The sequence below is a fragment of the Bradyrhizobium jicamae genome (assembly GCF_018130695.1).
GTDB lineage: Bacteria > Pseudomonadota > Alphaproteobacteria > Rhizobiales > Xanthobacteraceae > Bradyrhizobium > Bradyrhizobium jicamae_B.
This window is the reverse complement of the sequence record NZ_JAFCJX010000013.1, coordinates 60,779-72,758: the sequence shown is the minus strand read 5'-3', so window position 1 is coordinate 72,758 and position 11,980 is coordinate 60,779. Positions and strand designations below refer to the sequence as shown.

At 65.0% G+C, this 11,980-nt stretch carries 11 protein-coding genes; 7 read left to right on the top strand and 4 right to left on the bottom strand.

The window, feature by feature from the left end; all coding sequences use genetic code 11:
• The first annotated feature begins 96 nt into the window (after window positions 1-96).
• The 3 genes from galE (at window position 97) to JQ604_RS20090 (ending at window position 4,080) form a co-directional block, all read left to right on the top strand.
• Window positions 97-1,110 (top strand): UDP-glucose 4-epimerase GalE, encoded by a 1,014-nt coding sequence (gene galE / locus JQ604_RS20100; RefSeq protein WP_212360252.1) that lies wholly within the window; start codon window positions 97-99, stop codon window positions 1,108-1,110.
• A gap of 195 nt (window positions 1,111-1,305) precedes the next feature.
• Window positions 1,306-3,117 carry an ABC transporter ATP-binding protein gene (locus JQ604_RS20095; RefSeq protein ID WP_212360249.1) on the top strand — a complete coding sequence of 604 codons (1,812 nt, stop codon included), beginning with the start codon at window positions 1,306-1,308 and terminating at the stop codon, window positions 3,115-3,117.
• Between the two features lie 261 nt (window positions 3,118-3,378).
• Entirely contained in the window at window positions 3,379-4,080 is a 702-nt protein-coding gene (locus JQ604_RS20090; protein WP_212360246.1) for a fumarylacetoacetate hydrolase family protein, read from the top strand.
• 112 nt (window positions 4,081-4,192) lie between these two features.
• Here the strand turns inward: JQ604_RS20090 and JQ604_RS20085 are convergent, their stop codons facing one another.
• Together JQ604_RS20085 and JQ604_RS20080 are read right to left on the bottom strand one after the other, a co-directional pair.
• Entirely contained in the window at window positions 4,193-4,336 is a 144-nt protein-coding gene (locus tag JQ604_RS20085; protein ID WP_212360242.1) for a hypothetical protein, read from the bottom strand.
• A gap of 9 nt (window positions 4,337-4,345) precedes the next feature.
• Window positions 4,346-4,579 carry a DUF6894 family protein gene (locus tag JQ604_RS20080; RefSeq protein WP_212360239.1) on the bottom strand — a complete coding sequence of 78 codons (234 nt, stop codon included), beginning with the start codon at window positions 4,577-4,579 and terminating at the stop codon, window positions 4,346-4,348.
• A gap of 297 nt (window positions 4,580-4,876) precedes the next feature.
• Between JQ604_RS20080 and JQ604_RS20075 the strand changes: the two genes are divergently transcribed.
• The gene (locus JQ604_RS20075) at window positions 4,877-5,689 is read left to right on the top strand and encodes a uridine kinase (protein WP_212360235.1); all 813 of its coding nucleotides are present in this window, start codon (window positions 4,877-4,879) and stop codon (window positions 5,687-5,689) included.
• Between the two features lie 10 nt (window positions 5,690-5,699).
• Entirely contained in the window at window positions 5,700-6,527 is an 828-nt protein-coding gene (locus tag JQ604_RS20070) for a molybdenum storage protein subunit alpha (RefSeq protein ID WP_212360231.1), read from the top strand.
• A gap of 113 nt (window positions 6,528-6,640) precedes the next feature.
• Here the strand turns inward: JQ604_RS20070 and JQ604_RS20065 are convergent, their stop codons facing one another.
• Window positions 6,641-7,099 (bottom strand): YybH family protein, encoded by a 459-nt coding sequence (locus JQ604_RS20065; protein WP_212360228.1) that lies wholly within the window; start codon window positions 7,097-7,099, stop codon window positions 6,641-6,643.
• 248 nt (window positions 7,100-7,347) lie between these two features.
• Between JQ604_RS20065 and JQ604_RS20060 the strand changes: the two genes are divergently transcribed.
• The gene (locus tag JQ604_RS20060; RefSeq protein WP_212360223.1) at window positions 7,348-8,829 is read left to right on the top strand and encodes an FAD-dependent monooxygenase; all 1,482 of its coding nucleotides are present in this window, start codon (window positions 7,348-7,350) and stop codon (window positions 8,827-8,829) included.
• A gap of 178 nt (window positions 8,830-9,007) precedes the next feature.
• Window positions 9,008-9,379 (top strand): hypothetical protein, encoded by a 372-nt coding sequence (locus tag JQ604_RS20055; protein ID WP_212360220.1) that lies wholly within the window; start codon window positions 9,008-9,010, stop codon window positions 9,377-9,379.
• Between the two features lie 821 nt (window positions 9,380-10,200).
• On the opposite strand, the gene JQ604_RS20050 is transcribed toward JQ604_RS20055, so the two are convergent.
• On the bottom strand, window positions 10,201-11,787 hold the full coding sequence (locus tag JQ604_RS20050; protein WP_212360216.1) for an MDR family MFS transporter: 1,587 nt from the start codon (window positions 11,785-11,787) through the stop codon (window positions 10,201-10,203).
• Window positions 11,788-11,980 lie beyond the last annotated feature (193 nt).

The following is an 11,980-nucleotide window of genomic DNA, read 5'->3' as shown; positions in this document are numbered from 1 at the left end:
CATTAAGCATAGTGGCCAGTTCGCCCACGACGAAACCCCCTCTTCACCGCGAGGCCGCTAGCATCCCCGGAAGCAAGAATTCTGGGAGTGCTACTCATGACCGTGCTCGTGACCGGCGGCGCCGGCTATATCGGAAGTCACATGGTGCATGCGCTGGTCGATGCCGGCGAAAGCGTGGTCGTGGTCGACAACCTCTCCACCGGATTCTCCTCCTTCCTGCCCGAGGGCGTGCCGCTGTTCATCGGCGACGCCGGCGACGAGAATCTCGTCGAGGGCGTGATCGCCCAGCACGGCATCGAGAGCATCATCCATTTCGCGGGCTCGGTGGTCGTGCCGGATTCGATGCGCGATCCGCTCGGCTATTACCGCAACAACACCATGACGACGCGCAGCCTGATGAATGCGGCGGTGAAGGGCGGCGTCAGCCGTTTCATCTTCTCCTCCACCGCGGCCGTCTACGGCAATCCGGACCAGGTGCCGGTGCCGGAGATCGCGCCGACGCGGCCGCTGTCGCCCTACGGCTCGTCGAAGCTGATGACCGAGATCATGCTGCACGACGTCGCCTCCGCGCATGGCATGAACTATGTCGTGCTGCGCTACTTCAACGTCGCCGGTGCAGACCCGCAAGGACGCGTCGGCCTCGCCACCGTCGGCGCCACGCATCTGCTCAAGATCGCGGTCGAAGCCGCGACCGGCCAGCGTGCCAAGATCGATGTCTACGGCACCGATTATCCGACGCCGGACGGCAGCTGTATCCGCGACTTCATCCATGTCAGCGATCTCGTGCAGGCGCATCGCTCGGCGCTGTCGTACCTGCGCAGCGGCGGCCCATCTGTGACGCTGAACTGCGGCTATGGCCGCGGCTATTCGGTGCTGGAAACGATCGAGGCGGTGCGCCGCGTCGCGATGCGCAATTTCGCGGTGTCGTATGCGCCGCGCCGGCCCGGCGACATCATGACCATGGTCGCCGACACCAGCCGCATCCGCTCGACGCTCGACTGGACGCCGCAATATGACGACCTCGAGACCATCGCAACGCACGCGCTGGCCTGGGAAGAGAAGCTGTTCCGCGAGCGCGGCGGCCACGTCGAGCACGCGGCTTCCGCCTAATAGCCAAAGCGTTTTCAAGCGAAGTGGGGACCGGTTCGCGCTGAGAAAACGCGTCCAACTAAAGAGTCTTCCCGCTCACAAAGGCTTAACAAGCCCTTAATTGGGCTTGAAAATTCCGGATAGTGCGGGCAAGGAGACCGCCTAAGCTCCTGACGTCACGGGGCGGGTTCGTCCCGCGCCGTCAACGGAATGCGGATGGCCCAGTTTCCGAGAAAAATCACCGACGATCCCTATGGCGCAGCGATCCTGATTCGCCGCCTGGTCATGGAACAAGGCGTCCTCTACTGGCGGCGCTATCTGACTGCCTTCGTGCTGATGGGGATTGCCGCCGGCGCCACCGCGGGCTCCGCCTACATCCTCGGCCAGGTGATCAACCAGGCCTATATCGACAAGAACGTGCTCGGCATCGCCGCACTGTCAGGTGTCGTCGTGCTGCTGCTCTTCATCAAGGGCGTGGCGACCTACGGCCACACGGTGATCCTCAACAAGATCTCCAATGCCATCCTCGCCAACAACCAGCGGCAACTGTTCGCCAAGCTGATGAACGAGAGCATCGGCTTCTTCTCGACGCGCCACTCCTCCGAATTCCTGGCGCGGATGACCGCCGGCGCCAAATCGATCACCGACGTGCTCAACATGCTGGTCAACGCCATCGGGCGCGACCTGATGATGCTGATCAGCCTGGTCGGCGTGATGGTGTTCCAGGATCCGATCCTGTCGCTGGTCGGCCTCGTCGTGGTGCCGCCGGCGATGATCATGCTGCGCAAGCTGGTCAAGCGCATCAAGAACCTCGCGCACACCCAGTTCACCGGCACTGCCGACATCATGGAGACCATGCAGGAATCCCTGCAGGGCATCCGCACCGTCAAGGCGTTCACGCTGGAAGACACCATGCAGCGGCGGATCGATGCCAATATCCGCGCCGTCGAGCAGAACGCCAACAAGATGGCGCGCGTCGCCAACCGCTCCAACCCGCTGATGGAGACGCTCGGCGGCTTCGCGGTCGCCGGCTGTCTGTTGTATGGCGGCTACAGCGTGGTCGCGCTCGGCGCCACCCCCGGGCAGTTCTTTTCCTTCATGACCGCGTTCCTGCTTGCCACCGAGCCGGCCAAGCGGCTGTCGCGGCTCAACATCGATCTCAACAGCCAGCTGGTCGGCGCGCGCATGCTGCTCGAGGTGATCGACAGCCCGGCCAGCGAGAAATCCGATGACGACAAGCCGGCGCTGAAGCTGAGCGACGCGCGGATCGAGCTCCGCGACGTCTCCTTCGCCTATCGCGAGGCCGAGACCGTGCTCAACCGCATGAGCTTTGTTGCCGAGCCCGGCAAGGTCACCGCGCTGGTCGGCCCGTCCGGCGGCGGCAAGTCGACCGTGCTGGCGCTGCTGCTGCGGTTCTATGAGGCGACCGCGGGCGACATCCTGATCGACGCCCAGTCGATCGCATCGGTGTCGCGCAAATCGCTGCGGCAGCAGACCGCCTATGTCGGCCAGGACGTCTATCTGTTCCGCGACACGATCCGCAACAACATCGCCTTCGGCAAGGACGGCGCCACGTCTGAGGAGATCATCGAGGCCGCGAAGGCAGCCTGTGCCCACGACTTCATCATGGGCTTCCCGCAAGGTTACGACACGCCGGTCGGCGAGCACGGTACGCAATTGTCCGGCGGCCAGCGCCAGCGCATCGCGGTCGCCCGCGCGCTGATCAAGAACGCACCCGTGATCCTGCTCGACGAGGCCACCGCCGCGCTCGACTCCGAGTCCGAGAAGCAGGTGCAGGAGGCGATCGAGCATCTCTGCCAGAACCGCACCACCATTGTGATCGCGCACCGCCTGCACACCATCATGCATGCCGACGCGATCCTGGTGGTCGAAGGCGGCGAGATCGTCGAGCGCGGCCGGCACGACGAGCTGCTCCGCCGCGGCGGCCGTTACGCCTCGTTCTTCCGCCTGCAGCAACATCACGACACCACGCCCCTGGCGCTGGCGCCGATCAGCGCAAGCGCCTAGAGATTTGAAGCATGACGATCTTGCTTCGCATGCCAAAGCAAGCTCAGAATTCACCTCGCCCCGCTTGCGGGGAGAGGTCGAATTGCATCGCAGATGCAATTCGGGTGAGGGGGGGAGCCTCCGCAAACTCAGCTATCACCAGCTACGCGGAGACTCCCCCTCACCCCGACCCTCTCCCCGCAAGCGGGGCGAGGGGGAAGAGACACCGCCTGCTCTTATCCGCATCACTCATTTCATCTCAACGAAGAGCGAGACCCCTGCATGAACGCCGCCCCCTACGTCATTCCGCTTCCGCCGCAGCCGCAGCTTCCCGTCGTCGGCGAGGCCGGGGCCTATCCGGTGCGCCGCATCTGGTGCGTCGGCCGCAACTATCTCGAGCACATCCGCGAGATGGGCAATGACGAGCGCGCGCCGCCGTTCTTCTTCGGCAAGCACGCCGACATGCTGGTGCCCGATGGCGCCACCATCCCCTATCCGCCGCTGACCAAGGACCTGCATCACGAGGTCGAGTTGATCGTCGCGATGAAGAGCGGCGGCCTCAACATCCCGGCCGACAAGGCGCTCGACCATGTCTACGGCTACGCCGTCGGCATCGACCTGACCCGCCGCGACCTGCAGATCGCTTCGCGCAAGAAGGAGCGCCCGTGGGAAGTCGGCAAGTCCTTCGACTATTCCGCGCCCTGCTCGGCGATCCAGCCGGCCGCCAAGATCGGCCATCCCACCAAGGGCAAGATCTGGCTCACGGTGAACGGCAAGGAAGCCCAGAAGGGCGACCTCACCGAGCTGATCTGGAACGTGCCGGAAATCATCTGGCAGCTGTCGCAGCAGGTGAAGCTCGCCGCCGGCGACATCATCATGACGGGCACGCCGGCCGGCGTGTCGCAGCTGCAGCCCGGCGATAAGCTGGAATGCGGCGTCGACGGTGTCGGGACGCTGAAGGTGTCGATCGGCCAGCCGGAGTAAATCTTGTAGGGCGGGTTAGCGCGGCGTAACCCGCCGCGGTGCAAGACAAGATGGCGGATTACGCCTACGGCTAATCCGCCCTACTTTTTTGCATGTCGGCTTGCATCAACGATCAGCCGATCGCGTGCTTGGCGCGCCACTTCGGGCCCGGCCCGCGCATGTAGTGGCGCTCGGGGCGATAGGGATCGAACACGGTCTCGATCAGCTTCCTGACCGCACGGCGAAACGATGAGAATGACGACCGCGGCGATGTCATGGCGTCCTCTCAGTGCGGCTTGCCGATCGCGAAGGCGAAGGGGAGGATGAATATCTCGTCGCCGGCATCGTCGCTGACATGCAGCGACCAGTCGCGCCAGTCTTCGAGGGTGGTGGTCGCGACCAGCGAGCGCACCATGCGCATCGCCGCCTCGCAGGCCTCGGACAGGCCGGCCACGGAGGTCCCGCGTCGATCCATCAGGACTCCGCGGGCATTGGAGCAATGAAAGAAGACCTGGGTCACGTTGGTATCCTCGTCAACATCCGGTTGAGCAATCTCTCTCCCGTCTGTCGGAGGTGTACCGGCTCGCGTTCGAATCCTCTGTGATCAGGCTCACACAGAGATGCGACCGGGCGCCGCGAGCACGGAGCCGTAGGCGCCGCGAGCATGCGGCCGTAGGGCGGATTAGCCGTCAGGCGTAATCCGCCATCGAACGCGCGCAAAAGCGGCGGATTACGCTGCGCTAATCCGCCCTACGCACTATGAAACGTCGTCGCAGCCCTGCTACACAGCGCGTCGGACAACGAAAGGACGCCTGTCATGGCCAACACCACGGCTGAGCTCGAAGCACCGCTGATGCAGCGCTCGCTCAGCGATCCCGAACTGGTTGCGGCCGCCGATGCGGCGCCGGACTTCCGGATCCTCCCCGATGCCACCGTGATCAAGATCGGCGGCCAGAGCGTGATCGATCGCGGTCGCGCCGCGGTCTATCCGCTGGTCGACGAGATCGTCGCCGCCCGCAACGCTCACAAGCTGTTGATCGGCACCGGCGCCGGCACCCGCGCGCGCCACCTCTATTCAATCGCGGCCGGGCTTCGCCTGCCGGCCGGCGTGCTGTCGCAGCTCGGCGCCTCCGTTGCCGACCAGAATGCCGCGATGCTCGGGCAGCTGCTGGCCAAGCACGGCATCTCCGCGGTCTCGAGCGCCGGCCTGTCGTCGGTGCCGCTGTTCCTCGCCGAGGTCAACGCCGTGATCTTCAGCGGCATGCCGCCCTACAGCCTGTGGATGCGCCCCGCACCCGAGAGCGTGATCCCGCCCTATCGCACCGACGCCGGCTGCTTCCTGGTCGCCGAGCAGTTCGGCTGCAAGGCGATGGTCTATGTGAAGGACGAGAACGGCCTCTACACCGCGAACCCGAAGACGTCGAAGGACGCCACCTTCATTCCAAAGATCTCGGTCGCCGAAATGAAGGCCAAGGGCCTGCAGGACTCCGTCCTCGAATTCCCGGTGCTCGATCTCTTGGCCTCCGCGCGCCATGTCCGCCAGGTGCAGATCATCAACGGCCTCGTGCCCGGCAACCTCACCCGCGCGCTCGCGGGCGAGCATGTCGGCACCATCATCACCGCGAGCTGAGAGCATCGTCATGGCTGACACCAACCAGATCAAGCACGTCGCCTCGCCGCTCGCGCGCCAGACCTTGCTCGACAGCAATCTCACCCGCCCCGTCGCCGGCAATCGCCCGATCAAGCTGTTGCCCTGGCTGCAGGTCATCAAGATCGGCGGCCGCGTCATCGATCGCGGACATGAAGCGATCCTGCCGCTCGTCGCGGAGCTGCGCGGGTTGCTGTCCGAGCATCGCCTGCTGATCCTGACTGGCGCCGGCATCCGCGCCCGTCATCTCTACAGCGTCGGCCTCGACCTCGGCCTTCCCGTCGGCTCGCTCGCCCCGCTCGCCGCCAGCGAAGCCGGGCAGAACGGCCACATCCTGGCAAGCCTGCTCGCACCGGAAGGCGTGTCCTACATCGAGCATCCGACCATCGCGAGCCAGCTCGCGATCCACCTCTCCGCGGCGCGCGCGGTCGTCGGCAGCGCCTTCCCGCCCTATCATCACCACGAGTTTCCGGGCTCGCGGATTCCGCCGCACCGCGCCGACACCGGCGCCTTCCTGCTTGCGGACGCGCTCGGCGCGGCTGGCCTCACGATCGTCGAGGACGTCGACGGCTTTTACTCCGCAGATCCCAACGGCGCCGATGGAAAGAACGCGAAGCTCATCAAGGAAACCAGCGCCGCCGAGCTCGCAAAGCACAAGGGCACGCTGCCGTTCGATCCCGCTCTGGTCGAGGTGATGGCGAACGCGCGCCACATCGCGCGCGTGCAGGTCGTCAACGGCCTCATCCCCGGCCGCCTCACCGCAGCGCTGCGCGGCCAGCATGTCGGGACGATCATCGATACGGGCGCAAGGCAGGCTTGAAGCGGCTCGGCTACGCCGTAGGGCGGATTAGCCGCAAGGCGTAATCCGCCAATTCGCGCACGATAGCGGCGGATTACGCTCCGCTAATCCGCCCTACGCACTGACGCTTCGACCTACCAGGCCTTCACCGGCCGGCTGGCGTGGCTCGCTTGCGGGACGCCGCGGTTGAGCGACATGTGAGAGTGGACGCAGAGCCAGCCGTCGGCACTCTTTGAAAACACCATGGTGGCCCGCCCCGGCCGCAGGAATGCGCTGCCATCGGGGTGATAACCCGTGCTGGTCCATGGCGCGATCACGGTTGCGGTCGTGCCGTCTGACGACGCCAGCACCTGCGTCTGCGCGAGCACGAAACGGAAGTCACTCGTCTTCGGCCAGACATTGTCCCATTGCGTCACGACCCACTGATCGAGACCCGGGATGACGTCGTTGTGCGTGCCGAAGGCAAGCACGTCGGGATGGAACAGCGGCTTCGCCGAGGCGTAGTCGACGTCGCGGACATAGCCCGAGAAGGTTTCAAGCCATTGGCGGAAGAACTGGGTGATGTCGGCGTTCGCAATCGGCAAAGGCGTCACGACCTGCTCCATCCTCGGTCATTGAATGGCACCTCATTGCCATCAACCTGAATGGCCATCAAGCCACGCACGAACTGGCGCGCCGACACGCACAACCGGTCAAACAAAAGCCCCGGAACTTGCTCCGGGGCTTTTCGTCGGGAGAGCACCTCTCCCCACTCAGATATGTGGGGCGCAAGGGGCTTGCTTCAAGTCCCCACTCATCCCGTAGAACCGCCGCCCCAAGACATAGCCGAGGGAGTGACGGGATGGATATGCAGACGACGCAGCAGCACGCAGTGGTGATCGCTGGCGGCGGCCCGACCGGATTGATGCTGGCCGGCGAACTGGCCTTGGCCGATATCGATGTCGCCATCGTCGAGCGGCGCACCAGCCAGGACCTCACTGGCGCGCGCGCCGGCGGCCTGCATGCGCGCACCATCGAGATGCTCGATCAGCGCGGCATTGCGGACCGTTTCCTCCGGGAGGGACAGATCGCCCAGGTCGCGGGCTTCGCCTGGATCCGGCTCGACATCAGCGACGCTCCGACACGGCACAATTACGGCCTCGCGCTCTGGCAGAGCCACATCGAGCGCATCCTCGCTGATTGGGTCGACGAGCTCGCAGTGCCGATCTATCGCGGACGCGAGGTGACGGGTTTTGCGCAGGGCGATTCCGGTGTCGACGTCGCGCTGGCGGACGGAGGCGCGCTGCGCACCAACTATCTCGTCGGATGCGACGGCGGGCGCAGCCTGGTCCGCAAGGCGGCCGGCATCGCATTCACAGGCTGGGATCCGAGCATCAGCCATCTGATCGCCGAGGCCGAACTCACCAGCGAGCCGCAATGGGGCCTCCGTCACGACGCGATGGGCATCCACTCCTTTGCCCGACACGGCGACAATGGCTTGGTGCGCGTCATGGTGACGGAGCAGCGGCTCGGCCGTGGCGAGCCGACATTGCAGGATCTCAGCGCAGCACTGTCAGCGGTCTACGGCAGCGATTACGGACTCCACAGTCCAACCTGGATCTCCCGCTTCACCGACATGAGCCGGCAGGCCGCCTCCTACCGCAGCGGCCGCGTTCTGCTCGCCGGCGACGCCGCGCATGTGCATTACCCCGCCGGCGGACAGAGTCTCAACATCGGCCTGCAGGATGCAGTGAATCTCGGCTGGAAGCTTGCGCAGGTGGTCAAGGGAATTTCGCCCGACACCCTGCTCGACACCTACCACACCGAGCGCCACCCGATCGCCGCGGGCGTGCTGCGCAACACCATGGCGCAAGTCGCCCTGCTCCGCCGCGCGGAAGAACGCCTCGACGCGGCGCGCGAGATCGTGGCCGAGCTGCTGCAGATGGACGAGCCGCGCAAGAAATTGGGCGCGCGGATGTCCGGCCTCGATGTGCACTACGATCTCAGCGAGGGACACGCGCTGCTCGGACGCCGCATGCCCGATCTGGATATGCTGACGCAGCAAGGTGCGCTGCGGACATTCACGCTGCTGCACGACGCGCGGCCGCTGCTGCTCAATTTCGGTGAGCCTGATAGCCTCGACATCTCGCAATGGGGCGATCGTGTGCGGCTCGTCGATGCCGAATACACGGGCACGTGGGAGCTTCCGGCGATCGGTACAGTCCCTGCTCCCGCAGCCGTCCTGATCCGGCCCGATGGCTACGTGGCATGGGTGGGAGATGGTGGCGATCTCGGACTTGCCGAAGCGCTCACCAGATGGCTTGGTCCGCCAATGGCAGCGTAACGTGGTCGTAGCCCGGATGATTCGGATCGGCGTGCGCGGCGAAGCTGAGCGAGTGATGTGGACCCGCACAAATGCTCACAAAGACGGACGTATCCGCACAGAGCAGACGGCAGACTTTGCGGAACATTGATGGGAACGACGCTTGTGGCATCCCGCGTCGCAAGCTCGAATGCGTTGCATGCGGCGAGGTCTCATACGAGTTCTGATCTTTGGATTGCTGGGTCCCGCAGCAACGTCCTGGAGCCTCTATCTGGCGGGAAGCAAGGCCGCAAGGTTTTGGTGGCCTCAGCCGTCCATCTATCTGGTCGAGATGATTCCGTTCCTCCTCTGCGCCTTCGTCGATGGCGCCATGAAGGATATTCCCGCCTGGGAGCGACTGATCTTGACGGCGTTCGTCGCCCTCGTTGCATCGAGCCTGGCATGTGCCTTCGCTTACGGAGGACCTGCCGCAGCGGCGCTTGGACTTTTCTCACCTGTCGCTGCGGCAGCCTGCTCGGTACTCGCAACCGCAACCGACATTCCGGATCAAACGCCGATCGACGATCCCTAGGACGGATCAACCGTCAGGCGCCGTCTGCGTTGATCAAGGAAATTGCAGGCAATGGCCATGCGCGCTCCCGCTGACATCAGACCGCTGATTTGCCCGACGGCGCAAGGCCTCGGCGCAAAAATATTTCGCCTTGAATGAATTTCTGATTATGCTATATATACACCCATCTCACCCTCTGAGGGGCGTTGCGCAACGTCAGGAACGCGGGTCGGGATGCGGTGGACGCCGAGCGTGCAACTGACGTGTGCGCGCAAGGCGTACGGCGAAGTCGTGTGGGCCTGCCGCCCCGATGCTGGTGGCAAGTCCGTGAGAGGCCCAAAGCCGATCGCGGACGATGGTGGCACAAAAGCAGAGTCTCACCAGGGCGAGCACGTATAAGCCGTAAAGCCATCGCGCAGGGAAGGCCGGCGTGCCTCCGCTGCATTTGTATGCCCGTGTGCGCCACTTTCTACTCATGGCACATGGGACCGCGGGTGCAGCGTGCACCCGGTCTTCCCTGCGCCCTCATCAAGGAGAGAGGGCGGAACGAGATGGAAACCTCGGGCAAATCATGTCGCGAGAAGGCGGACGTGTATCCTCACATTCGGTGTCATCGCCCGGCTCGACCGGGCGACCCAGTACGCCGGGCCCCATCGGCTCAATCACCACTGTCTCTGGAATACTGGATCACCCGCATGCGCGGGTGATGACACCGCTAGGTTTGGTTGTCAGCTGCCGTAGGGTGGGCAGAGCGAAGCGACGTGCCCACCATCACAAGCACACCGGGAATGGTGGGCACGGCGCAAGGGCGCCTTTGCCCACCCTACAAATCCTGTGAGAAGCTACTCCGCCATCTCCACCGGCGCCTGTGTCGGACCGGCCAGCGGCCGCTCCTCCATCGCGAGCAGGCAGAGGGCTGCGATGGTCATCAGCGCGGTCGCAGCGCCGAACACGTACCGGAAGGCGTGGCGCATGTCCTCGGTGGAGATCGCAGGGACGCCGCCTGCGACGTGGTGCTCGCCGGCGAGCGGAAGGTCGGCGCCGAGCGCGAGCAGCAGGATCGCGGCGAAGGCTGCAACCATGAACGAGGACATCAGCGAGCGGAAGAAATTCATCGCCCCCGTGATGGTGCCGACCTGCGGACGGGCGACCGAATTCTGCAGCGACACCACGCAGACCGGGAAAGTCGTGCCGAGCCCGAGCGCGAACGCCGCCATCAGGGTCAGCAGGGCCCACAGCGGCAGCGTGGTGAGTGTGAGGCCCAGCGCGCACAACGCAGCCCAGGAAGTGCCGATGACGGCGACGCGCTTGTAATGCTTGGCGCGCGCCATGGTGCGGCCGGCAATGGCCGCGCCGCAGGTCGAGACCGCCGCGAGCGGGATCAGTGCCAGGCCCGCCTCGCTGGCGGTGAGATGGTAGACCGACTCGTAATAGAGCGGCAGCTGCACGGTCAGGCCGGTCATCGCGCCGAGCGCGCAACCGCCGGCGGTCAGTGCGAACGGCGCCACCGAGCCGCTGAGCAGCGGCAGCGGCAGGAACGGTTCATCCGCGCGGCGGGCATGCCAGATGAAGCCACCTGCCAGTGCAATCGAGGCGCCGACCATCGCGGTGATGGTGGGCGACAGCCAGGAATAGCGCGAGCCGCCCCAGGTCAGCACCAGCATGAACACGACGGCGGAGGCCATCAGCAGCACGCCGCCGAGCCAGTCGACCTTGCGCTTGCGGTGGAACACCGGGATCTTCTTCATGTTCGGCAGCAGCAGCACGAGCGCGGCCGCCGTGAGCGGCAGATTGATCCAGAAGATCATCGACCAGTGCAGATGCTCGGCGAACACGCCGCCGATCACGGGACCGGCGATGCCGCCGACCAGCCAGACGCTGGAGAAATAGGCCTGATAGCGGCCGCGTTCGCGCGGCGAGACCACGTCGGAGATCACGGTCTGCACGACGGGCATGATGCCGCCGCCGCCGAGCCCCTGCAGGCCGCGGGCGAGGATCAGGATGGTCATGTTGGGCGCCACCGCGCACAACACCGAGCCCACGACGAACAGGCTGAGCGAAGTGATGATCATGGCGCGGCGGCCATAAATGTCGCTGAGCGTGCCGAACACCGGCGCAACCGCGGTCGACGCCAGCAGATAGGCCGTGATCACCCAGGAGAGATTGGTGACGTCGTGAAACTGGCGGCCGATGGTCGGCAGCGCGGTCGCCACGATGGTCTGGTCGAGCGCCGCCAGGAACATCGTCAGCATCAGGCTGATGACGATGGTGCGGACTTCATCGGGGTTCAGCGGCGCCGGCGGCGCGAGCGACGGTGCGTCGGGGATATCGAGGACTTCGCTCGGGAGGCGGTTCAGCTCTTCGGCAATGTCGTCGGGCAATGTCTGGGATTCGGCAGGAAAACGGCTCTGCCGTTCGTATTTGTTCATTTCGGGCGTAATGCTGCTATGTGGCGTAAAGCGGCTACGTCGCCGGCCGCGGCGGCGGAATCATTCTCTCAGCTGCAATCTACGCAGCAAATCGATGCTGAGGCAGGCACCCAAGCGCATGGGTGCATCCCGCAAGCGTCTTCTCGCGATGACGTGATCAACAGCCTCGCGCGTTCAGATGCGCGTCGTTCAG

Bases quoted from the DNA above. Each gene is read 5' to 3' on its own strand.
- JQ604_RS20050 (WP_212360216.1), bottom strand. From the start codon at position 11,787: ATGAACAAATACGAACGGCAGAGCCGTTTTCCTGCCGAATCCCAGACA.
- JQ604_RS20055 (WP_212360220.1), top strand. From the start codon at position 9,008: ATGCGGCGAGGTCTCATACGAGTTCTGATCTTTGGATTGCTGGGTCCC.
- JQ604_RS20095 (WP_212360249.1), top strand. From the start codon at position 1,306: ATGGCCCAGTTTCCGAGAAAAATCACCGACGATCCCTATGGCGCAGCG.
- galE (WP_212360252.1), top strand. From the start codon at position 97: ATGACCGTGCTCGTGACCGGCGGCGCCGGCTATATCGGAAGTCACATG.
- JQ604_RS20085 (WP_212360242.1), bottom strand. From the start codon at position 4,336: ATGACATCGCCGCGGTCGTCATTCTCATCGTTTCGCCGTGCGGTCAGG.
- JQ604_RS20070 (WP_212360231.1), top strand. From the start codon at position 5,700: ATGGCTGACACCAACCAGATCAAGCACGTCGCCTCGCCGCTCGCGCGC.
- JQ604_RS20060 (WP_212360223.1), top strand. From the start codon at position 7,348: ATGGATATGCAGACGACGCAGCAGCACGCAGTGGTGATCGCTGGCGGC.
- JQ604_RS20075 (WP_212360235.1), top strand. From the start codon at position 4,877: ATGGCCAACACCACGGCTGAGCTCGAAGCACCGCTGATGCAGCGCTCG.
- JQ604_RS20090 (WP_212360246.1), top strand. From the start codon at position 3,379: ATGAACGCCGCCCCCTACGTCATTCCGCTTCCGCCGCAGCCGCAGCTT.